Below are 20,150 nucleotides of genomic sequence, written 5' to 3' on the forward strand. Positions count from 1 at the left end.
ACCGATGAGCGACACCCCCCGCATCGCTTTCCTGGCCAGCAACACCGAACCGGCGCAGATGGCGCGCGCGGCCATGATCTCGCGTTATGGCGATCACGCGCCTGAGCAGGCCGACGTGCTGTGCCCGCTGGGGGGCGACGGTTTCATGCTGCAGACCCTGCACCGGCACGGGCACCTGGGCAAGCCGGTGTTCGGCATGAAGCTGGGCACCGTGGGCTTCCTGATGAACCAGTACCGCGGCGACGATGACGTGCAGGCGCGCATCGCCCGTGCCGAACCGGCCAACCTGCGCCCGTTGGAGATGGTGGCGCTGACCGAATCGGGCACCAGTACCGGGTCGCTGGCCTACAACGATGTTTCACTGCTGCGCCAGACCCGGCAGGCTGCGCATATCGGCATCGACCTGAACGGCCAGGAGCGCGTGGCCGAACTGATCGGTGACGGCGTGCTGGTCGCCACCCCGGCCGGCAGCACCGCCTACAATTATTCCGCGCACGGCCCGGTGTTGCCGCTTGGGTCGCATACCATCGCGCTGACGCCGCTGGCCCCATATCGGCCGCGACGCTGGCGCGGGGCGATCCTCAAGGCCGACACCGAAGTGCGCTTCCGCGTGCTCGATCCCTACAAGCGTCCGGTCAGCGTCACCGCTGACTCGCACGAGACCCGCGACGTAGTGGAGGTGACCATCCGCGAGTCCAGGGACCGGCGCGTGACCCTGCTGTTCGACCCGGAACACAACCTGGAAGACCGGATCCTGAGCGAACAGTTCGTTTTTTGAGGACAATGGGCGGCCGGCCCTGCCGACCGCTTGAAGGACCCCCACCGATGGGCGACAACTCCCCCCGTTTGCTGACCGTCGCGGTCACCTCGCGCGCGCTGTTCGACCTCGAGGAAAGCCATGCGCTGTTCGAGAGCGATGGCGTGGCGGCCTATGCAGAATTCCAGCGCCAGCATGAGGACGACATCCTCGGACCTGGCGTGGCCTTCCCGGTAGTGCGCAAGCTGTTGGCCCTGAACCAGGGCGCCAGCCCGGAGGACCCGCGGGTCGAGGTGATCCTGCTGTCGCGCAATTCGGCCGACACCGGCCTGCGCATCTTCAATTCGATCCAGCACTATGGCCTGGGCATCATCCGCGCGACGTTCACCGCCGGCGAGCCGACCTGGCCCTACGTGAAGCCGTTCGGCACCGACCTGTTCCTGTCGGCCAACCCGGAATCGGTGCGCAGCGCGCTGCGCCATGGCATCGCGGCGGCGACCATCCTGCCCAAGCCGCCTGGCGAGACCGCAGCCGCAGCGGCCGACCAGATCGACATCGGTCGCCCTGCCGGGCAGCTGCGCATCGCCTTTGACGGTGACGCGGTGATCTTTGGTGACGAGAGTGAACGCATTTCGCGCGAGCAGGGCGTGGAAGCCTTTGGCCGCCATGAGCGCGAACGGGCCCGCGAGCCGCTCAGCGGCGGTCCGTTCCGTGGCTTCCTGTCAGCGCTGCACACGCTGCAGGAAGTATTCCCTGCCGGCGAGAGCGCGCCGATCCGTACCGCACTGGTGACTGCGCGTTCGGCGCCGGCCCATGAGCGGGTGATCCGCACCCTGCGCGAGTGGGGCGTGCGCCTGGACGAAGCGCTGTTCCTCGGCGGCCGGCACAAGGGGCCGTTCCTGCAGGCGTTCGGCGCCGACATCTTCTTCGACGATTCGCAGCACAACATCGACAGCGCCCGCGAGCATGTGGCTGCCGGCCACGTACCGCACGGCGTCGCCAACGAGGGATAGGGCGGATTCGACCGGCAGGTGCCAACCGTTGGTTGGCACTGCCGTCAGGCCACGGGTCCGATCAAGGGCTGCCCGACATCCCCAACTGCAGATCCACCACCTTCCAGCGCAGCCCCTGCGGCTCCAGCACCACCTTCATCGGCGGCTGGCCGGGACCGCGATCGACATCGATCACGAAGCGGTCCAGCGCTTCGAAATGGTGTTCGGCATGCTTCAACGGTCGCGCCGGTTCGGTCGGGCCGAAGGCATCGCCGCCCTGCAGTTCATTGCGGCCGCGCTTCCACAGCACGTGGCCCTGCAGCATCGCGCCGATCCCGGTGGGGGTCACCATGGTGTCCACCGCGGCACCGCCCAGCTGGTCGCCCAGCCCGTACAGCAGGGCACCGAAGGGACTGGCCGCCACGTCCGGGCCGGCCTGGCGCACCAGGTAGTCATTGAGCTGCGCGCGCAGGCTGCTGCGCACGCGCGGGAAATCGACGTAGCGTTCCAGGCGCGCGGTGTCGCGCTGCTCGATGGCCTTGGAAAGGCCATTGACGGTCAGGTAGGGGCCGCCGAACCACCAGGCCGCCAGGGCCAGGACCAGCAGCACAACCAGTGCGGAGAGTTTCTTCATGGCGGACAGACTGCCGCAACGGCGGCAGTGCGGGGTGAAGACTCACTGACTGGGCGAACCACGGCCATCACCGAAGGCATCGACCAGCTGTTGCCGTTCCGCCGGGGTCAGCGCCTCAAGGCGCGTCGCCAGCACTTCGTCCAGGCTGCCGGTGCGGGTGGTGCCCAGAATGCCGCTGGCGACGCCGCGATGGCCCAGGGCGTAGGCAAACGCGGTCTGGGCGGGGCGCTGGCTGTGGATGGCGGCGATGGTGTGGCGCATCCGGCGTGCGCTGTGCATCAGGGAGCGGCTGCTTGGCTTGAGCCAGGCTCTGGCCAGGTACCAGGCGTCGGCCGGGCGCGGCAGGCGGGCCCGTGATGGCAGCAGGTGGCCCTGCGCCAGCACGGTGCCGGCCAGCACGCCGATACCGGCCGCGTGCAGCCGGTCGATGAGGGGTTCACGATCCTGCTGCAGGGCGTTGTAGTCCAGAAGCACCACGTCGAACAGCGTGGGATGGTCGATCATCCAGCACAGGGTCGACGCCGTGTGCGTATTGATGCCGGTGTGCCGGATCAGCCCGCGTTCGCGCAGTCGCTGCAGTGCGGCCAGCAGGTCATCGTTGATGTCGTGCTGGCTGGCACCGTGCAGCTGGTAGATATCGAGGTAATCCAGGCCGAGGTTGCGCAGCGAGGCTTCGCAGCTGGCGGTGATGGCCGCTGGCGAAAAATTGCGCTGCTCGGCGCCGCTGACGCCGGCCTGGCCGGTCAGCGTGCCGCCCTTGCTGGAGATCACCAGCGAATCGCGCGGGTATTGCTTGAGCAAGGAGCGCAGGATGCGGCCCAGCCGCGGCTCGGCGTGGAAACCGGAGTAGTTGTGACCGGTGTCCAACAGGTTCACGCCCTGTGCCAGTGCATGCTCGACGACGTGCGCGGCCGACTGCTCCGGGAAGCGCCGATGCCCCCAGAAGCCGGAGCACCCAAGGCCGACCGGCGAAACCGCCAGGCCGGTGCGGCCCAGCGTGCGCCGTTGGTGCGCCAACGGCATCAGAATTCCAGGTCCAGCGCTGCGCACAGATAGTCGACGAACGGGCCGAGCGCGGCCAGATCCTTGCCCAGCGTGGACAGCAGGCGTGGGCCGGTCATGGTGGCGTCATCCAGCGGGCGCCACATCACCCAGTTGCGGTGCTTGAGGTCGTCGATGAACTCGAAGTCGGCCGGGAAGCCGCGCGGCGGACGCACCAGCTTTTCGCTCTCCTCGAACTCGAAGCGCCTGCGCAGCGCAGGTGCATGGGCCGCGGCCTTCCAGCTGCCCGGATTGTCGAGGATGAAGTGGCGCACGCGGCGCTGGGTTTCCGGTTCCGGGTGCCACAGGCCGGCACCGACAAAGCTCTCGCCTGGCTGCAGGTGCACATAGAACGAGGGCGCGGCCACTTCGCGACGGCGCTCATGGAACAGGCGCGCACCCTGCCAGGTCTTGTAAGGCGATTTGTCGTTGGAGAAACGCGCGTCGCGGTGGATGCGGAACAGTGAGCCGCCGACGCCGCGGGTATCGGCGCGGAAGTGTTCGCTGACCTCGGCAAGGGCTGGCTGAAGATCACCCAACAGGCGCAGGAACGGCTGTCGCACATGCTCTTCGTACTGCTGGCGGTGGTCGTTGAACCACGCCTTTTCGTTGTGGCGCGCCAGGCTGCGCAGGAACTTGAAGCTGGCGTCCGAGAAATAGGTACTCACAAGGTCTCCTGCAGGTGCTGGCCCCAGTCGCGCAACGATTGCAGCAGGGCCTGGCGCCGCGCGTCGTCGGGCGACTCGGCGGCCAGCGCATCGAGCTGCTGCTGGTACTGGGGCAGGTTGAGTTCGCCCAGGCCGCCGTCTCCCAGCAGGCGCTGGCGCCGGTAATCCTGCCAGCGCTGGCGTTCAGCCGGCGCGAGGCTGTCCGGATGATTGCGCGCACGGTAGCGGAACAGCAGCTCCGGCAGGCGCGGGTCGCGGAAGCGGCCTTCCAGCGCGGCCAACTGCTCCGGTGCGGTGGTGCGGGCCAGCGCCAGCAGCGGTTTGTCGCCGTTGCCGAGGAAGCCGTCGTACAGGGAGGCATCGACGTCGGCCACGGTGGCCGCGCGCGGCTGGTTGTAGACCTGGCGCGCCTTCTCGGCAAGCTGAGGGGCGAACCCGCGCAGCCGTTGAACCTTGGCCTCGATCGCGGCCACGTCCAGGCCCAGGCGCGCGTGGTCGTCGCCACGAAGGTGGTTCCAGGCGACCAGGGCGGGCACCTTGTTCAGGTGCACTTCCTTCAGCGGCACCCGTGCCACGCCCTCGGGCAGTTCACTGGCGCGCAGGTACAGGCGCTGTGCGATCACCTCGGCCGGCAGGGCCAGCAGGTCGTCGATGTCGCCGTCCAGGTCGAACACGATCACCCGGTTGCTGATCGTCGGGTGCACGGACAACGGCAGCACCGGCGCCGCGCACAGACGGCTGGCGGGGTAGCGCATGGAAATGTGCAGCACCGGCGTCATCGCGGTGACATCCAGCAGGCTGCCGACGAAACGCTTGTCGCGCAGCTTCAGGGCGTAGTCCCACAGGCGCGGCTGCGACTGCTTGAACAGCCGTGCCATGCCGATCGTGGCTCGCACGTCGGATAGCGCTTCGTGCGCATCACCCTCGCGCACGTTGTTGGCTTCGGCCAGGTGCTCGAGTTTGAACGAGGTGGCACCGTCCTCGCGCAGCGGCCACTGGATGCCATCCGGGCGCATCGCGCGCATCAGCCGCAGCATGTCCAGCAGGTCCCAGCGCGAATTGCCGTTGCGCCACTCGCGTTCGTATGGGTCATGGAAGTTGCGGAACAGGCCGTAGCGGACGAATTCATCGTCGAAGCGCAGCGTGTTGTAGCCCAGGGCGCAGGTGCCGGGTCGCGACATCAGTTCGTTGATGCGGTCGAAGGCTTGGGACTCGCTGATGCCTTCGGCCAAGGCCTGCTGCGGGGTGATGCCGGTGACCAGGGTGGCCATCGGCGAGGGCAGCAGGTCATCGGCCGGGCGCACGAAGAAGCTGACCGGTGTGTCGATCTCGTTGAGGCCGGCGTCGGTGCGGATGGCGGCGAACTGCGAGATGCGGGTGCGCCGTGGATCCTGGCCGAAGGTTTCCAGGTCGTAGAACAGGAAGCTGTCAGCCATCAGTGCGCACCCTCCAGGACCGGTAGCTGCGCGTGGATCTGCGCTTCCAGCGCCGCCCAGTCGATGTTGTCCAGCGACTCGTGGCCGACCGTGGCCGCCACCAGCAAATCGCGCTGCAGTTCGGTACGGCGCAGCGCTTCGGCGTACGGCGTGTGCAGGAAGGTGACCATCGTGTAGTGCGGTACGAAGCGGGTCGGCCAGCGCCGCTGCAGTTCCCGCTCCAGTTCGCGCTGCAGCAGGAACGAGGGATCGGCCACGCGGTCGCGCATTTCCAGGTAGTTCTCCAGCGCCATCTGCTGGATCGCGCGTGCATTGGGTTTGCGCTCGGCCTCGAACGCAGCGAACGCACTTTCCAGGTCATCCGCCTCCATCAGGTGACGGGCCAGCGCAACGCAATCCTCGAACGCGCAGTTCATGCCCTGGCCGTGGAACGGCACCATTGCATGCGCGGCGTCGCCGATCAGTACGGCGCGACCCTGCTGGTGCCAGCGCTCCAGGGTGAGCGTGCCGAGCAGGCCCGGCGGGTGCTGTTCCCAATCCACGCGCAGGTTCGGGATCAGCGGCAGCGCGTCCGCGAACTCGCGAGCGAACAGCGCCTCGGCCTGCGCACCGGTATTGATCGTGGCAAAGCTGGGATCGCCCTGGTTGGGCAGGAACAGGGTGACGGTGAAGGTGCCTTCATGATTGGGCAGGGCGATGCACATGTAGTGGCCGCGTGGCCAGATGTGCAGCGCGTTGCGCTCGATGCGGAAGCCCCCGTCTTCGGCCGGCGGAATCTCCAGCTCCTTGTAGGAGTGATCGAGGAAGGCGATGTCCTCGCCCAGCGGCGCGCGCCGGTTCATTGCCGCACGCAGCGCCGAACCGGCACCGTCTGCACCGATCAGGGTGTCGAAGCGGATGTCGTGCGGGCTGTCATCGCGGTCATCGATGAAGCGGGCGTAGCCGGCATCGAAATCAACGGTGTGCAGGCGGCGATGGAAATGCACGGTGGCCCCTGCCTGTTCGGCCAGTTCCAGCAGCGTGGTGTTCAGGTCGCTGCGGTGGATCGACCAGATCACTTCGCTGTCATCACGGCCATAGCGCTGCAGCTGCGGTTCGCCGTCGCGTGGATGCACCATGCGTCCGCGCATCATCACCGCGCGCGCCATCACCTCGTCTTCCACACCGGCCTGGCGCAGGGCGTTGCGCCCACGCTCGGCCAGCGCCAGGTTGATCGAGCGGCCGCTCTCGTAGTCGGCCACGCGCGGATCGCCGCGGCGTTCGTACAAGGTGATGCGCCAGCCCTGGCGTGACAGCAGGATGGCCAGCAGGGAGCCGGCGAGGCCGGCACCGATAATGCTCAACGAGCGGGAGGCGTGTGCGATCAACGAACTGTCCAGCAGTAGGGGAGGGTCCGGCTCAAAGGCCGGCCCAGGCTTCCACTTCCTCGACGAAGTGGTGCACGTCCAGGTAGCGGTTGTAGAGCGGGGTGGGCGAGATGCGGATCACGTCGGGCTCGCGCCAGTCGCCGAGCACGCCGATGCTGCGCAGGTGCTCGAACAGGGCGCGCCCGCGCTCGCGGCCGCCGATCACGCGCAGCGACAACTGGCAGCCGCGGCGCTGCGGGTCTGCCGGGGTGATGATCTCCAGCACCTGCGGCAGGCGTGCGCGCACCAGTGCTTCGAGCATGCCGGTCAGCGCCAGCGATTTGCTGCGCAGCGCGTCCATGCCGGCTCGCTCGAACAGGTCCAGCGAGGCGCGCAACGGTGCCAGCCCCAGAATGGGCGGATTGCTCAGCTGCCACCCTTCGGCACCGATGGCCGGGGTGAACTGCGGTGCCATCTGGAAACGGGTGGCTTCCTCATGGCCCCACCAGCCAGCGAATCGGGGCAGGGTGGTGTCGCGATGGTGGCGCTCGTGCACGAAGGCGCCGGCAACCGCGCCCGGGCCGCTGTTGAGGTATTTGTAATGGCACCACACCGCAAAGTCCGGCGCCACGTCATGCAGGCGCAGCGGCAGGTTGCCCACCGAATGCGCCAGGTCGAAACCGATGCGCGCCCCCTGCAGGCGTGCGGCGCGGGTGATTGCATCGAGGTCGAAGGCCTGACCGGTGCGGTACTGCACGCCGGGCCACAGCACCAGCGCCAGGCGCGGGCCGTGCTCGGCGATGGCGCGTTCGATCGCGGTCAGCGAGATCGTGCCGTTGGCTTCGTCCGGCTGCACTTCCACCAGGCACTGGGCCGGGTCGAAGCCATGGAAGCGGATCTGTGCTTCGACCGCGTGGCGGTCGGTCGGGAATGCGCCGGCTTCCATCAGGATCACCGGGCGCTGCGTGGTCGGCCGGTAGAAGCTGACCATCATCAGATGCAGGTTCACGCTCAGCGTGTTCATCGCCACCACTTCGCTGGGCAGCGCACCGACCACGCGGGCCAGCTGCGCGCTCACCAGGCGGTGGTAGGACAGCCACTGGGTGGGGCCGGTGAAGTGGCCTTCCACCGCCAGCTCGCCCCACTGCTTCATCACTTCCTGCACCGCGGCCTGAGCGCCACGCGGCTGCAGGCCCAGCGAGTTGCCGACGAAGTAGGTCTGCTCGCCGCCGCCATGGCGCGGAATCAGGAATTCGTTACGCATCGGACGCAGCGGATCGGCGGCGTCCAGGGCAATGGCGTGGGTGCGGCTGAGCAGGTCGGACATGGTCGGGCAACAGGCTGCAACGGGACCGCCAGTGTAGCGCTTGGCGGCGTGCCTGCCGCGCGGCGCGCTCGCCGGGCATGGCCCGGCGCTACCTGGGGATCACGCGCATCGGTAGCGCCGGGCCGTGCCCGGCGGAGGTAACAGCAATCGCCATGCCCACCGGCCTTTCAGCCCGCCGCCGGCACCGGCAGCGGATCCACGTGCCCGCACTGGCTGCAGGTGCGCAGTTCCAGGCTGGCGTGGTAGCGCGCGAACACCTTGGGCAGGTCGGTCTCGATGTTCTGCAGCGCGAAGAACTCTTCGTGCAGCTTGTGGTTGCAGCGTTCGCAGTGCCAGATCACCCCGTCCTTCTCGTGCGGCAGGCGCTTGCGCTCGACCACCAGGCCGATGCCCCCGGGCGGGCGGCGCGGCGAGTGCGGCACCTTCGCCGGCAGCAGGAAGACCTCGCCGGCGCGGATCGGGATGTCACGTACCGCACCGTCCTCCTGCACCTTCAGCACCATCTCGCCCTCGAGCTGGTAGAACCACTCCGGGCCTTCGTCGTAGTGATAGTCGGTGCGCGAATTCGGCCCGCCGACCACCATCACGATGAAATCGCCGTTGTCGATCATCTTGTTGCCCACCGGCGGCTTCAGCAGGTGGCGGTTCTCTTCGATCCAGGCGTGCAGGTTGATCGGCGAAGCGAGCATGGTGGTCATCCGTGGGGGATCAGTCGCGACGGCCCTTGCGCGGCACGAAGGATAGTGCCTTCTCATATGCCGGCTGCAGCTCTTCCAGCGAGCCTACGTCGATGCCCATTTCACGCACGCGACCGTCCTTCAGGCTGTACACCCAGCCATGCACCATCAGCTTCTGGCCGCGGGCCCAGGCGTCCAGCACGATGGTCGAGCGACAGAGGTTGGCGACCTGCTCGATCACGTTCAGCTCGCAAAGGCGGGCGTGCTTGAGTTCATCGTCTTCGATCGCATCGAGGATGCCCTGGTGCTTCTGAACGACGTCGCCGACGTGGCGCAGCCAGTTGTCGGCCAGGCCGACGCGGGTATTGTGCAGGCAGGCGTGCACGCCGCCGCAGCCGTAATGGCCGACGATCAGAATGTGCCTGACCTTCAGCTGGTCCACCGCGTACTGCACCACGCTCAGGCAGTTCAGGTCGGTGTGGGCGACCACGTTGGCAACGTTGCGGTGCACGAACACTTCGCCGGGTGCCATGCCGATGATCTGGTTGGCCGGAACTCGTGAATCGGAGCAGCCGATCCACAGGTACTCGGGATGCTGCTGCTTGGCCAGCTGGTGGAAGAAGTCCGGGTCTTCCTTCTCGATGCGGTCGGCCCAGTCGCGGTTGTTCTGCAGCAGCTTGTGGATGTCTTTCATGTTCGGATGCCTGGCGTCGGGTGGGGGCGCGCCGCAGCCGTCCGGCTGCGTCGTCGCGGGAATCGGGGGCGTTCAGCCGCTGGGGGTGGCCTGTTCGCGGTGCCAGCGCATCCACTGCGCCAACTCGGTGGAGGAAGGGGTGCCCAGCTGTTCCAGTTCGGCGATCACGGCACGCTGGTTCGCATCGGGGTGGTTCTGGCTCAGCTTCAGCTTCAGCTGCACGTGTTCAACCTGGAAGCGGAAGCCGACGATGGCGCGCAGCTCCGCGCCGTGTTCGGCGCGCGCGGCATCGAAGCGCCAGGCCTGGCCGACGCTGGCTTCGAAACGGTCGCTGATCGCGCCGACCAGTTCGGCCAGCGCATCGGTGTCGTCGAAGGTGTGCAGCTGGCCGCGCAGCTCGGCGGCCGCATAGTTCCAGGTCGGCACCCGCGCGGCGGGCTCCTTGTCCGGATACCAGCTGGCCGAGACGTAGCCGTGCGGGCCATCGACCAGTACCTTGGCCGCACCGCTGTGGCGCGACTGCGGGTTGGCGCGGGCCCAGTGCCCGCGCAGCTCAATGCGCTCGCCCTCGCGCCGGTACAACACCGGCATCCGCGTCAGCTCCGGCAGGCCATCGCTGCCCGGGGTGAGCACGCTGACGAACGGATCGCGCGCCAGCAGGCGGTCCAGCCAGAGCAGGTCGGTCTCGGCGAAGGCGCGCGGGGTGAACATGCCAGGGTCAGGCGCGCCCGCCCAGCGACTGGATCATGCGGCCACGCAGGCCCTCGTCGCTGTCGGCCTGCGGCGGCTGCACTTCGTGCAGGCTGAAGCCGCGCACCAGCGCGTCCTCCTCGTCCAGGCCGTCATACTCGACGAATTCAGCGTCGAACAGCTGCGAACGGGCGGTGTCTTCACTGTCATAGCTCAGCGTGTTGCCGTCGCTGTCGAGCACTTCGGCGGTGCCGGCAGGGCGCACCCGCAGGCGTGCCCAGATCAGAGTGTTGCCGAGGCTGGCCAGCCACCAGCTGTCGCGCGAAGTGGTGATGTCATTCATAGATGTGTTACCAGAGCGAGGCCAGCCAGAGCAGGGCAGCCATGCCCAGTCCGGCCAGCAGGGTCAGCAGCGATACCCAGGCCGGCGTCGCCAGCCCGGACAATGATCGGTCCGGCTGCTGGCGATAGTCGCGGCGCAGCAGCCAGGCCAGGGCATCGGGCTTGAGGAAGGCGCCGCTGCCGAAGCGCTCGGCGAGCGCCGGATGGCGGTCGCGCACGTGCACCAGGGTCAGCGGCCAGAAGATCACGAAGGCACTGAACCCGGCCACTGCAACGCCAACGAAACAGAGGGCGAAGAACAGGGTCATGGGGGCAGCACCTCCGTGGTCGTTTGGGGCTTAGAAGTCCGCGCTGCCCGGGGCGCGCGGGTAGGGGATCGCATCGCGGATGTTGGACAGCCCGCAGACGTAGACCACCAGGCGCTCGAAGCCCAGGCCGAAGCCGGCGTGCGGCACCGAACCATAGCGGCGGAAATCGCGGTACCAGCTGTAGTGCTCGCGATCCAGGCCGAACTGGGCCATGCGCGCATCCAGCACGTCCAGGCGCTCTTCGCGCTGGCTGCCGCCGATGATCTCGCCGATGCCCGGGGCCAGCACGTCCATCGCGGCAACGGTCTTGCCGTCGTCGTTCAGGCGCATGTAGAAGGCCTTGATGTGCTCCGGGTAGTTGGTCACCACCACCGGGCGGCCGACGTGTTCCTCGGTCAGCCAGCGCTCGTGCTCGGTCTGCAGGTCCAGGCCCCATTCCACCGGGAAGTCGAACTTCCTGCCGGACTTCTGCAGCAGGCTGACCGCATCGGTGTAGTCGATGCGCTCGAACGGTGCGTTGATGAAATCTTCCAGCTTGGTGATCGCGTTCTTGTCCACGCGCTCGGCGATGAAGGCCAGGTCGTCGCTGCGCTCGTTCAGCACCGCGCGGAACAGGTACTTCAGGAACTCTTCGGCCAGGCGTGCGTCTTCGGCCAGGTCGGCGAAGGCGATTTCCGGCTCGATCATCCAGAACTCCGCCAGGTGGCGGGTGGTGTGGCTGTTTTCGGCGCGGAAGGTTGGGCCGAAGGTGTAGACCTTGCTCAGCGCCAGGCAATAGGCCTCGACGTTCAGCTGGCCAGACACGGTCAGGAAGGTTTCCTTGCCGAAGAAGTCGCGGCTGAAATCGATCGCGCCCTTCTCGTCGCGCGGCAGGTTCACCATGTCCAGGGTGGACACGCGGAACATCTGGCCGGCGCCTTCGGCGTCGGAGGTGGTGATGATCGGGGTGCTGATCCAGTTGAAGCCGTTCTCGTGGAAGAAGCGGTGCACGGCCTGGGCCAGGCAGTTGCGGATGCGGGTGACCGCCCCGAACAGGTTGGTGCGCGGGCGCAGGTGCGCCACTTCGCGCAGGAACTCCGGCGACATCGGCTTGGGCTGGATCGGATAGGTGAGCGGGTCTTCGACCCAGCCGACCACTTCAAGCGTGCTGGCCTGGATCTCGAACGACTGGCCCTTGCCCTGCGACTTCACCAGGGTACCGGTGGCGATGACCGAGCAGCCGCTGGTCAGGCGTTTGATCTCGTCGAAGTTGCCCAGGGTGTCGTTGGCCACGACCTGGATCGGGGCGAAGCAGGAGCCGTCGCTCACATTCACGAAGGCCAGATTCGCTGAACCGCGCACCGTGCGCACCCATCCGCGTACCGTGACTTCGCCGCCTTCCGGGATCTTCCCGGCAAGCGCATGTTCAACGCTGACCACCGTCATGACTTGAATCCTCTGCTGATCGACTCGATCTGTGAACACGGGAGTTTACCGGTTGCAGCGTTCTGCTTGCGAGGCATTTTTCGCGGCCACAGCTCCTTATAATGTCCCCGTACCTCTGGAGTAGCCCCATGGCCGTCAGCCTGACCCCCGTTGCCTTCGAGCGCGTGCAGCGCTTTGTCGCCCAGACCCCCGGCGCGCTGGGCCTGCGTTTCGGCGTGACCAGGACCGGCTGCTCCGGCTGGGGCCACATCACCGACCTGGCCCGCGATGAGCGCGAGGGCGATACCGTGTTCGAGCAGGACGGCGTGAAGATCTATGTCGACGCCAAGAGCCTGGCGCTGGTGGACGGCACCGTGATCGACTTCGGCAAGCACGGCCTGAGCGAGACCTTCACGTTCAGCAACCCGAACGCCACCGCCGAGTGTGGCTGCGGCGAGAGCTTCACCACTGACGCCGACAAGGCCTGACGGCCGGCCGGGGCCTGATCGTTCTGGTAGCGCCCAACCCGGGTTGGGCGCTCGCCCCCGGTTCAGGGTGTCAGGTGGCCCACCGGTTGCCCGGCCACCCCATCTGCGCCATAATGCGCGGCTTCCTGCCTCCCTGGCGGGAACCCTTGCCCCACCGCGGTCTCAACGGCGGGGGGCTGTCCGGCCGCAAGGCCACATCCGAAAGGTAGAAAAAAACATGAGTCGTCATTACGAAATCGTGTTCATGGTCCACCCGGACCAGAGCGAGCAGGTCCCGGCCATGATCGAGCGCTACAAGTCGCTGGTCGAGAACGGCAACGGCACCATCCACCGTCTGGAAGACTGGGGCCGCCGCCAGCTGGCGTACCCGATCCAGAACCTGGTGAAGGCCCACTACGTGCTGATGAACATCGAAGCCGACCAGGCCGTTCTGAACGAACTGACCGAGAGCTTCCGCTTCAACGACGCCGTGCTGCGCAACCTGGTCATCAAGCGTGACGAGGCTGACACCGAGCAGTCGCTGATCATGAAGAGCAAGGACGAGAAGGGTGACAAGCCGGAGCGCGGTGAGCGCCGTCGTCGTGACGACGAAGAAGGCGAGTCCAACAACACCGCTGACAACGAAGCCGGCGACGACGCCGCTTCCGCCGCCTAAGGAGCCTTCCCATGTCCAAGTTCTTCCGTCGCCGCAAGTTCTGCAAGTTCACTGCTGAAGGTGTGAAGGAGATCGACTACAAGGATCTCAACACCCTGCGCCAGTACCTGACCGAGAACGGCAAGATCGTGCCGAGCCGCGTCACCGGTACCAAGTCGAAGTACCAGCGCCAGCTGGCGACCGCCGTCAAGCGCGCTCGCTTCCTGGCCCTGATCCCGTACACCGACAACCACGACGTCTGATGCAGGCGGGGCGGCCCGACGCCGCCCCCGCTGTGCCAGCTATTCGGACAGCCTTTGTTGCGGGGCGTTGCCTCGCTAACGAATAACTTATCTGGAGCAATACCATGCAGTTGATCCTCCTGCAGAAAGTCACCAACCTCGGCAACCTGGGCGACCTGGTTGATGTGAAGCCGGGCTACGGCCGCAACTTCCTCGTGCCGCAGGGCAAGGCCGTGCCGGCCACCGAGAGCAACAAGGCCGAGTTCGAAGCCAAGCGCGCCGAATACGAAGCCAAGGCCCAGGCCATCCACGCCGACGCTGAAGGCCGCAAGGCCAAGCTGGAAGGCGCGAGCGTGACCATCGCCGCCAACGCTTCGACCGAAGGCAAGCTGTACGGCTCGGTTGGCCCGCGCGACATCGCCGAGGCCTTCACCGCCGCCGGCCTGCCGCTGGAAAAGAGCGAAGTCATCCTGGGCGAAGGCGCCTTCCGCAACATCGGCGAATACGACGTGCTGATCCACCTGCACGCCGACGTCGAGACCACCGTCAAGGTCGTCGTCGTCGCCGAAGCCTGATCCCACGCCGCAAGGCCTGGCATCACCGCAGAACGGGCGCCCGCAAGGGTGCCCGTTTTGTTTTATGGCTCCCGCTCCAGGGTGTCGAGGCCGGCCGGGCCGACGGGGCAGGGCTGGACAATGTTCCACGTCCATTCGTAGAACACGGCCACATCGGTATACTCAGGGCGTCACACCCGTTCCACGGTCATCGATCCCAACAGGATCAATGACTTGGAGGGTAAACGCAGGCCGCTTGCCGGCCCCAGTCCGGAACCCCTATGCGTCTTTCCACGATCAAGCTGTCCGGCTTCAAATCGTTCGTCGATCCGACCACCCTGCACCTGCCGACCAACATGACCGGCGTGGTGGGGCCCAATGGTTGCGGCAAGTCGAACATCATCGACGCTGTGCGCTGGGTCATGGGCGAGAGCTCGGCCAGCCGCCTGCGTGGCGACTCGCTGACCGACGTGATCTTCTCCGGGTCCAATGCCCGCAAGCCGGTGTCACAGGCCACCGTCGAGCTGATCTTCGACAACTCCGACCACACGATCTCGGGCGAGTACGCCTCGTTCAACGAAATCTCGGTCAAGCGCACGGTCAGCCGCGACGGCACCAGCAACTACTACCTCAACGGCACCAAGTGCCGTCGCCGCGACATCACCGATCTGTTCCTCGGCACCGGCCTGGGGCCGCGCAGCTACTCGATCATCGAGCAGGGCATGATCAGCCAGATCATCGAGGCACGCCCGGAAGACCTGCGCGTGTACCTGGAAGAGGCGGCCGGCATCTCCAAGTACAAGGAGCGCCGCAAGGAGACCGAGACCCGCATCCGCCACACCCGCGAGAACCTGGACCGGCTGGGCGACCTGCGCGACGAGATCAGCAAGCAGCTGGAGCACCTCAAGCGCCAGGCCAAGCAGGCCGAGCAGTACCAGGCCCTGCAGGAAGAGCGCCGGGTCAAGGACGCCGAGTGGAAGGCGCTGGAATTCCGCGGCCTCGACGGACGCCTGTCCAAGCTGCGCGAAGGATTGTCGCAGGAAGAAACGCGGCTGCAGCAGCTGATCGCCGACCAGCGTGATGCCGAAGCCCGCATCGAAACCTCGCGCGCGCGGCGCGAAGAGGCTGCCGACGCGCTCAACACCGCACAGGCGGCGGTCTACCAGGTTGGCAGTACGCTGGCGCGCCTGGAACAGCAGATCCAGCACCAGCGCGAGTTGTCGCAGCGCCTGCACAAGGCACGCGATGAAACCCAGCAGGCCCTGGCCGAACTGGGGCAGCACATCAGCGGTGATGAGGCCAGGCTGAGGGTGCTGCGTGAGGCGGTGGAGGCCGCCACTCCGCAGCTGGAAGCACTGCAGGAAGAAAACGAGATCAAGCAGGAAAGCCTGCGCGAGGCCGAAGAGCGGCTGGCCAGCTGGCAGCAGCGCTGGGAACAGCACACCTCGCAGAGTTCGGAAGCCTCGCGCGCCGGCGATGTCGAGCGCACGCGCGTGGACTATCTGGACAAGCAGATCCTCGATGCCGACCGGCGTCGTGAGGCCCTGGCCGCCGAGCGCGCCGGGCTGGATGTGGATGCGCTGGAAGAGGCCTTCGAGCAGCTGCACCTGCAACACGACACGCAGAAGGCTGCGCTGGATGAGCTGAGCGAAGACGTCGAGCTGCGCAAGCAGGGCGTGGCGGCGGTGCAGGAACAGCAGCGCAATGGCCAGAACGAACTGGCCGAACTGCGCAAGCAGGCCAACGGCCTGCGTGGCCGCCTGGCCTCGCTGGAGGCCCTGCAGCAGGCCGCGCTGGGCCAGGAGCAGGGCGCGGCAGTCGCGTGGCTGAAGGCGCGGGGGCTGGATTCTGCGGCGCGTGTCGGCGAGCGCCTCGACGTGGATGCCGGCTGGGAAAACGCGGTGGAAAGCGCGCTCGGCCACTTGATCGAAGGTGTGCTGGTCGATGACCCGGCCAGCCTGGTCGATGCCCTGGGTGAGCTCGGCGATGGTCACCTTGCGCTGGTCGCCAACGGCGATGACGAGCTGAAGGTCGCCCCGACCTCGCTGGCCGCGCGCGTGCGTGGCCCGGTGGCGATCCGTCGCCTGCTGGCACACCTGCATGCTGCCAAGGACCTTTCCGAAGCGAAGGCGTTGCAGGGCAGCCTGCCGGAAGGTGATTCGGTCATCACCCAGGGTGGCGAGCGCCTGGGCCAGGGCTGGCTGCGCGTATCGCGCTCCGGCGCGGCCCAGCAGGGTGCGCTGCTGCGCGAACGCGAGATCCAGGAACTTCGCGAGCAGATCGAACAGCTGCAGGACCGCGAGGCCGAGCTGGAAGAACAGCTGGCCGGTTTCCGTGAGCAGCTGCACGCTGCCGAACAGCAGCGTGAAGACGCGCAGCGCGCGCTGTACCAGGCCCATCGTGCGGTCTCCGAACTGGCCGGCCAGTTGCAGGGCCAGCAGGGCAAGGTGGAGGCGGCGCGCACGCGCATCGACCGCATCGAAGGCGAGCTGAAGCAGCTGCAGGAAACCATTGAAGCCAACAACGAGCAGGCGCGTGAAGCACGCTCGCGGTTGGAGAGTGCGGTCAGCAGCATGGGCGACCTGGAGTCGACCCGGCAGCGGCTGGAGGGCGAACGCCGCCAGCTGACCGAAGCCCGCGACCTGGCCCGCGATGCCGCCCGCGCGGTACGCGAGCGCGCGCATTCGTTGGCCCTGACTTTGGAATCGCAGCGGGCGCAGCTGGCCTCGTTGAGCCAGGCGCTGGAACGCATGGGCACCCAACGTGGACAGTTGGATTCGCGGCTGGGCGAACTGCATTCGCAGCTGGACGAAGGTGATTCGCCGATCGAAGCACTGCAGGCTGAGCACCAGAATGCGCTGGAAGAGCGTGTGCGCGCCGATCGCGTGCTGACCGAGGCGCGAACGCTGCTGGACGGCATCGACGCTGAGCTGCGCAATTACGAGCAGACCCGCCACCAGCGCGACGAGCAGGCGTTGGTCCAGCGCGAGCGCATTTCGCAGCGCAAGCTCGACCAGCAGGCGCTGGTGCTCAGTGCCGACACCCTGCAAGCGGCGGTGGAAAAGGCCGGCTTCGTGCTGCAGGACGTGCTCAACGCACTGCCCGAGGATGCCCGCCTGGGCGACTGGGAGCAGGCGGTCCACCAGATCGATGCTCGAATGCGCCGGCTGGAGCCGGTCAATCTGGCGGCCATCCACGAGTATGGCGAGGCGTCGCAGCGCTCGGACTACCTGGATTCGCAGCACGCCGACCTGACCACAGCGCTGGAAACCCTGGAAGACGCGATCCGCAAGATCGATCGCGAGACCCGCGGCCGCTTCAAGGACACCTTCGACCGCGTCAACGCCGGCGTGCAGGCGCTGTACCCGCGCCTGTTCGGCGGCGGCCATGCTTACCTGGAGCTGACCGGTGAAGACCTGCTCGATACCGGCGTGACCATCATGGCGCGCCCGCCGGGCAAGCGCGTGTCCAGCATCTCGCTGCTGTCCGGCGGTGAGAAAGCGATGACCGCGGTGGCGCTGGTGTTCGCCATCTTCCAGCTGAATCCGGCGCCGTTCTGCCTGTTGGATGAGGTGGACGCACCGCTGGACGAAGCCAACGTCGGCCGCCTGGCCAACATGGTCAAGGAAATGAGCGAGAAGGTGCAGTTCCTGTTCGTCAGCCACAACAAGGCGACGATGGAGGCCGCGCACCAGCTGTCCGGCGTGACCATGCGTGAGCCAGGCGTCAGCCGCCTGGTCAGCGTGGACCTGGAAGAGGCCGCGCGATTGGCGGGCGCGGCCTGACGTGCCATCCTAGTTACCTGAATGAACTAGCCGGAGAACCTATCGAATGTCCGACACGGCACTGTTGCGCATCGGCATCCTGGCCGCCGGCCTGCTGTTGATCGCCGCGATCTTCCTGTTTGGCCGTCCGAAGAAAAAGCCCCAGGGGCGCCGCGTGGAAAGCGCGGAGCCCACCAGTGGCGAGCGCCGTGAGCCGGTGCTGGGCGACGACGGCGTCGCCGTGGCCGAGGGTCGCGTCGAACCGGGCATGGGCACGGAGGGCGAGCAGGCCGAACTCGGCCTGACCGATACCGACCCGGGCGCCAGCGACCTCGGCAAGCGCGCCACCCAGGATTTCGACAAGATCGTCTCGCTGTTCGTGGCCGCCCGGGCCGGCGAGCAGCTGCGTGGCGAGGACATCGTGGTGGCCGCAGAGAAGACCGGCCTGGTGTTCGGCCACATGAACGTGTTCCACCGCCTGGTGGAAGGCCACCCCGAACGCGGGCCGATCTTCTCGATGGCCAGCATCATGAAGCCGGGCAGCTTCGACATGGCCAACATCCGCGCCATGGAAACCCCGGCCATCGCATTCTTCCTGACGCTGCCGGCGCCGCTGACCGCGCTGGACGCCTGGGAGAAGATGCTGCCGACCGTGCAGCGCATGGCCGAGCTGCTCGATGGCGTGGTGCTGGATGACAGCCGCAACGCCCTGGGGCGCCAACGCATCGCGCACATCCGTGACGAGCTGCGCGCCTACGACCGCCAGCACCAGGCACCGCCGCTGACCAAGACCCCTCGCTGGTAAGCGCCATGGTGTGCCGACCAACGGTCGGCACCCACAACAGTAGATCCACGCCATGCGTGGATGGGGCGAACCAAGGTTCGCCCCTACCAACAGGGTCAGGCCGGTACGCCGGCCACCTTGGCGAACGCACGGCGGAATGCGGCCATCTCCTCTTCGGTGCCGACCGTTACGCGCACGCGCTGCGGCCAGATCGGCCAGCTGCGCCCGATCACCACGCCGTTCTCCGCCATTGCCTTGGCGAACGCGCTGCCATCGCGCTGCACGTCGACTATGAAGCAGTTCGCCTCCGAGGGTACGCAGCTGAACCCGCGCTTGCCGAGCCAGGCGATGGTGGCCTGCCGCATCGTGGCGTTCTGCAGGCGCCGCTGGGGGATCAGCTGCGGGTCGCGCAGGCTGGCCAGTGCCGCCGCCAGCGCCGGAACCGGCAGCGGGTTGTCGCCCAGGCTGGCCAGTTCGCGCAGACGGTCGGGATGTGCGGCCGCCACGCCCAGGCGCAGGCCGGCCATGCCGTACAGCTTGGAAAACGTGCGCAGCACGATCAGGTCATCGCGCTGCGTCACCTGGGTGATCAGGCTGGGCTGATCGCTGTACTGCAGGTAGGCCTCGTCGACCAGCACGCGGGTCGATGCGGGCTTGTGGGCCAGCAGCCAGGCAAGCTCATCTGGCGGGCTGATCGACCCAGTCGGATTGTTCGGGTTGCACACATACAGCAGCCCGGTCGGGCGCGCGTGCGCGGCAGCGACCATCGCACGCAGGTCATGCGCACCGTCCTCGCGCAGCGGCACCTTCTGCACATGCGCACCGTGGGCGGCGGCGACCTCGCCGAGCGTCTCGAAGGTCGGGTCGGCGACTACAAGTCCCGCCTGCGGCCCGGTCCACAGCACGGCGGCACGGTTCAGCGGTTCGCTGGAACCCGGATAGAGGCGCACGTGATCAGCCGGGATGCGCGCCTGCTCGATGAAGGCATCGCGCACTTGGCCTGCCAGCGCGAAGCGGTAGCGACCGCATCCGGCGATGCTGTCGCGTGCTGCCTGCTGGGCTGCAGGCGAGGGGCCGTAGGGACATTCGTTGAAATTCAGCAGCACCGCACCTTCGGCGGGGGCGGGAGCGGCGGCTGTCGCCGGTTGGGTATGGCCAAGCTGCGGCAGCCCGCTGCCAGCGACGGCGAGGCCAGCACCGGCCAGTTGCAGGAAGCGTCGACGGGAAGCAGGCAGGGTCACGGGCACGATTCCGAAGGGCAGACCGTCGCACGCTAGCGCTGGTCGCGGTGGGCGGCAAGCCCGCTTTTTGTAGTGCCGAGCCATGCTCGGCTGCAGGTGTGCCAACCAAGGTTGGCACCTGCCGGGG

At 67.2% G+C, this 20,150-nt stretch carries 21 protein-coding genes; 8 read left to right on the forward strand and 13 right to left on the reverse strand.

Features of this window, described 5'->3' with window-relative positions; genetic code table 11:
- Positions 1-4 precede the first annotated feature (4 nt).
- Both AC5P65_RS07575 and AC5P65_RS07580 read left to right on the forward strand, forming a co-directional pair.
- Positions 5-778: an NAD kinase gene (locus tag AC5P65_RS07575; RefSeq protein ID WP_021202724.1), complete on the forward strand. Its 774-nt coding sequence runs from the start codon at positions 5-7 to the stop codon at positions 776-778.
- A gap of 47 nt (positions 779-825) precedes the next feature.
- Positions 826-1,770, forward strand: coding sequence for a 5'-nucleotidase (locus AC5P65_RS07580; RefSeq protein WP_021202725.1), 945 nt, complete (start codon positions 826-828; stop codon positions 1,768-1,770).
- 61 nt (positions 1,771-1,831) lie between these two features.
- Here the strand turns inward: AC5P65_RS07580 and AC5P65_RS07585 are convergent, their stop codons facing one another.
- From AC5P65_RS07585 to asnS, 12 genes are all read right to left on the reverse strand, one after another.
- Positions 1,832-2,383 (reverse strand): DUF2939 domain-containing protein, encoded by a 552-nt coding sequence (locus AC5P65_RS07585; protein ID WP_111098202.1) that lies wholly within the window; start codon positions 2,381-2,383, stop codon positions 1,832-1,834.
- Between the two features lie 42 nt (positions 2,384-2,425).
- The gene (locus AC5P65_RS07590; protein WP_111098201.1) at positions 2,426-3,406 is read right to left on the reverse strand and encodes an aldo/keto reductase; all 981 of its coding nucleotides are present in this window, start codon (positions 3,404-3,406) and stop codon (positions 2,426-2,428) included.
- Complete coding sequence (locus AC5P65_RS07595) at positions 3,406-4,092, reverse strand: DUF2461 domain-containing protein (protein ID WP_021202728.1); 687 nt, start codon at positions 4,090-4,092, stop codon at positions 3,406-3,408. The genes AC5P65_RS07590 and AC5P65_RS07595 overlap by 1 nt, the downstream gene beginning before the upstream one ends.
- A complete protein-coding gene (sbcB, locus tag AC5P65_RS07600; RefSeq protein ID WP_111098200.1) occupies positions 4,089-5,528 on the reverse strand; it encodes an exodeoxyribonuclease I in 1,440 nt (479 codons plus the stop codon). Before sbcB ends, AC5P65_RS07595 begins: the two co-directional genes overlap by 4 nt.
- Complete coding sequence (locus AC5P65_RS07605; RefSeq protein WP_021202730.1) at positions 5,528-6,895, reverse strand: FAD-dependent oxidoreductase; 1,368 nt, start codon at positions 6,893-6,895, stop codon at positions 5,528-5,530. The genes sbcB and AC5P65_RS07605 overlap by 1 nt, the downstream gene beginning before the upstream one ends.
- A gap of 31 nt (positions 6,896-6,926) precedes the next feature.
- Positions 6,927-8,201 (reverse strand): kynureninase, encoded by a 1,275-nt coding sequence (kynU, locus tag AC5P65_RS07610; RefSeq protein ID WP_019660376.1) that lies wholly within the window; start codon positions 8,199-8,201, stop codon positions 6,927-6,929.
- Between the two features lie 167 nt (positions 8,202-8,368).
- Positions 8,369-8,890, reverse strand: coding sequence for a 3-hydroxyanthranilate 3,4-dioxygenase (locus AC5P65_RS07615; protein ID WP_026347065.1), 522 nt, complete (start codon positions 8,888-8,890; stop codon positions 8,369-8,371).
- A 19-nt stretch (positions 8,891-8,909) separates the two neighbouring features.
- Complete coding sequence (can, locus tag AC5P65_RS07620; protein WP_495215483.1) at positions 8,910-9,572, reverse strand: carbonate dehydratase; 663 nt, start codon at positions 9,570-9,572, stop codon at positions 8,910-8,912.
- A gap of 72 nt (positions 9,573-9,644) precedes the next feature.
- Complete coding sequence (locus AC5P65_RS07625) at positions 9,645-10,283, reverse strand: FMN-binding negative transcriptional regulator (protein ID WP_021202731.1); 639 nt, start codon at positions 10,281-10,283, stop codon at positions 9,645-9,647.
- 7 nt (positions 10,284-10,290) lie between these two features.
- Positions 10,291-10,605, reverse strand: a complete 315-nt coding sequence (locus tag AC5P65_RS07630; protein ID WP_019660373.1) for a hypothetical protein — start codon at positions 10,603-10,605, stop codon at positions 10,291-10,293.
- A gap of 7 nt (positions 10,606-10,612) precedes the next feature.
- Entirely contained in the window at positions 10,613-10,912 is a 300-nt protein-coding gene (locus AC5P65_RS07635; RefSeq protein WP_005417403.1) for a hypothetical protein, read from the reverse strand.
- 30 nt (positions 10,913-10,942) lie between these two features.
- A complete protein-coding gene (gene asnS, locus AC5P65_RS07640; protein WP_021202732.1) occupies positions 10,943-12,337 on the reverse strand; it encodes an asparagine--tRNA ligase in 1,395 nt (464 codons plus the stop codon).
- Between the two features lie 128 nt (positions 12,338-12,465).
- Here asnS and AC5P65_RS07645 point away from each other — a divergent pair, with 128 nt between their 5' ends.
- From AC5P65_RS07645 to zipA, 6 genes are all read left to right on the forward strand, one after another.
- Positions 12,466-12,804, forward strand: coding sequence for a HesB/IscA family protein (locus tag AC5P65_RS07645; protein WP_019660371.1), 339 nt, complete (start codon positions 12,466-12,468; stop codon positions 12,802-12,804).
- Between the two features lie 217 nt (positions 12,805-13,021).
- Entirely contained in the window at positions 13,022-13,459 is a 438-nt protein-coding gene (gene rpsF, locus AC5P65_RS07650) for a 30S ribosomal protein S6 (RefSeq protein WP_005410228.1), read from the forward strand.
- 11 nt (positions 13,460-13,470) lie between these two features.
- On the forward strand, positions 13,471-13,701 hold the full coding sequence (gene rpsR / locus AC5P65_RS07655; protein WP_002804494.1) for a 30S ribosomal protein S18: 231 nt from the start codon (positions 13,471-13,473) through the stop codon (positions 13,699-13,701).
- Positions 13,702-13,805: 104 nt separating this feature from the next.
- A complete protein-coding gene (gene rplI, locus AC5P65_RS07660) occupies positions 13,806-14,255 on the forward strand; it encodes a 50S ribosomal protein L9 (protein WP_021202733.1) in 450 nt (149 codons plus the stop codon).
- 260 nt (positions 14,256-14,515) lie between these two features.
- Positions 14,516-18,019: a chromosome segregation protein SMC gene (smc, locus tag AC5P65_RS07665; protein WP_019660369.1), complete on the forward strand. Its 3,504-nt coding sequence runs from the start codon at positions 14,516-14,518 to the stop codon at positions 18,017-18,019.
- Between the two features lie 46 nt (positions 18,020-18,065).
- Positions 18,066-18,803, forward strand: coding sequence for a cell division protein ZipA (zipA, locus tag AC5P65_RS07670; RefSeq protein WP_019660368.1), 738 nt, complete (start codon positions 18,066-18,068; stop codon positions 18,801-18,803).
- Positions 18,804-18,898: 95 nt separating this feature from the next.
- Here zipA and AC5P65_RS07675 read toward each other — a convergent pair whose 3' ends face one another.
- Positions 18,899-20,023: a pyridoxal phosphate-dependent aminotransferase gene (locus AC5P65_RS07675; protein ID WP_021202734.1), complete on the reverse strand. Its 1,125-nt coding sequence runs from the start codon at positions 20,021-20,023 to the stop codon at positions 18,899-18,901.
- Between the last annotated feature and the right edge of the window lie 127 nt (positions 20,024-20,150).

It is taken from the genome of Stenotrophomonas sp. YJH_SMC_48-3 (genome assembly GCF_059369375.1).

Excerpts from the sequence above, each read along its gene's own strand:
- AC5P65_RS07575 (WP_021202724.1), top strand. The coding sequence starts at position 5 with ATGAGCGACACCCCCCGCATCGCTTTCCTGGCCAGCAACACCGAACCG.
- AC5P65_RS07580 (WP_021202725.1), top strand. The coding sequence starts at position 826 with ATGGGCGACAACTCCCCCCGTTTGCTGACCGTCGCGGTCACCTCGCGC.
- AC5P65_RS07585 (WP_111098202.1), bottom strand. The coding sequence starts at position 2,383 with ATGAAGAAACTCTCCGCACTGGTTGTGCTGCTGGTCCTGGCCCTGGCG.
- AC5P65_RS07590 (WP_111098201.1), bottom strand. The coding sequence starts at position 3,406 with ATGCCGTTGGCGCACCAACGGCGCACGCTGGGCCGCACCGGCCTGGCG.
- sbcB (WP_111098200.1), bottom strand. The coding sequence starts at position 5,528 with ATGGCTGACAGCTTCCTGTTCTACGACCTGGAAACCTTCGGCCAGGAT.
- kynU (WP_019660376.1), bottom strand. The coding sequence starts at position 8,201 with ATGTCCGACCTGCTCAGCCGCACCCACGCCATTGCCCTGGACGCCGCC.
- AC5P65_RS07615 (WP_026347065.1), bottom strand. The coding sequence starts at position 8,890 with ATGCTCGCTTCGCCGATCAACCTGCACGCCTGGATCGAAGAGAACCGC.
- can (WP_495215483.1), bottom strand. The coding sequence starts at position 9,572 with ATGAAAGACATCCACAAGCTGCTGCAGAACAACCGCGACTGGGCCGAC.
- AC5P65_RS07625 (WP_021202731.1), bottom strand. The coding sequence starts at position 10,283 with ATGTTCACCCCGCGCGCCTTCGCCGAGACCGACCTGCTCTGGCTGGAC.
- AC5P65_RS07630 (WP_019660373.1), bottom strand. The coding sequence starts at position 10,605 with ATGAATGACATCACCACTTCGCGCGACAGCTGGTGGCTGGCCAGCCTC.
- AC5P65_RS07635 (WP_005417403.1), bottom strand. The coding sequence starts at position 10,912 with ATGACCCTGTTCTTCGCCCTCTGTTTCGTTGGCGTTGCAGTGGCCGGG.
- asnS (WP_021202732.1), bottom strand. The coding sequence starts at position 12,337 with ATGACGGTGGTCAGCGTTGAACATGCGCTTGCCGGGAAGATCCCGGAA.
- AC5P65_RS07645 (WP_019660371.1), top strand. The coding sequence starts at position 12,466 with ATGGCCGTCAGCCTGACCCCCGTTGCCTTCGAGCGCGTGCAGCGCTTT.
- rpsF (WP_005410228.1), top strand. The coding sequence starts at position 13,022 with ATGAGTCGTCATTACGAAATCGTGTTCATGGTCCACCCGGACCAGAGC.
- rpsR (WP_002804494.1), top strand. The coding sequence starts at position 13,471 with ATGTCCAAGTTCTTCCGTCGCCGCAAGTTCTGCAAGTTCACTGCTGAA.
- rplI (WP_021202733.1), top strand. The coding sequence starts at position 13,806 with ATGCAGTTGATCCTCCTGCAGAAAGTCACCAACCTCGGCAACCTGGGC.
- smc (WP_019660369.1), top strand. The coding sequence starts at position 14,516 with ATGCGTCTTTCCACGATCAAGCTGTCCGGCTTCAAATCGTTCGTCGAT.
- zipA (WP_019660368.1), top strand. The coding sequence starts at position 18,066 with ATGTCCGACACGGCACTGTTGCGCATCGGCATCCTGGCCGCCGGCCTG.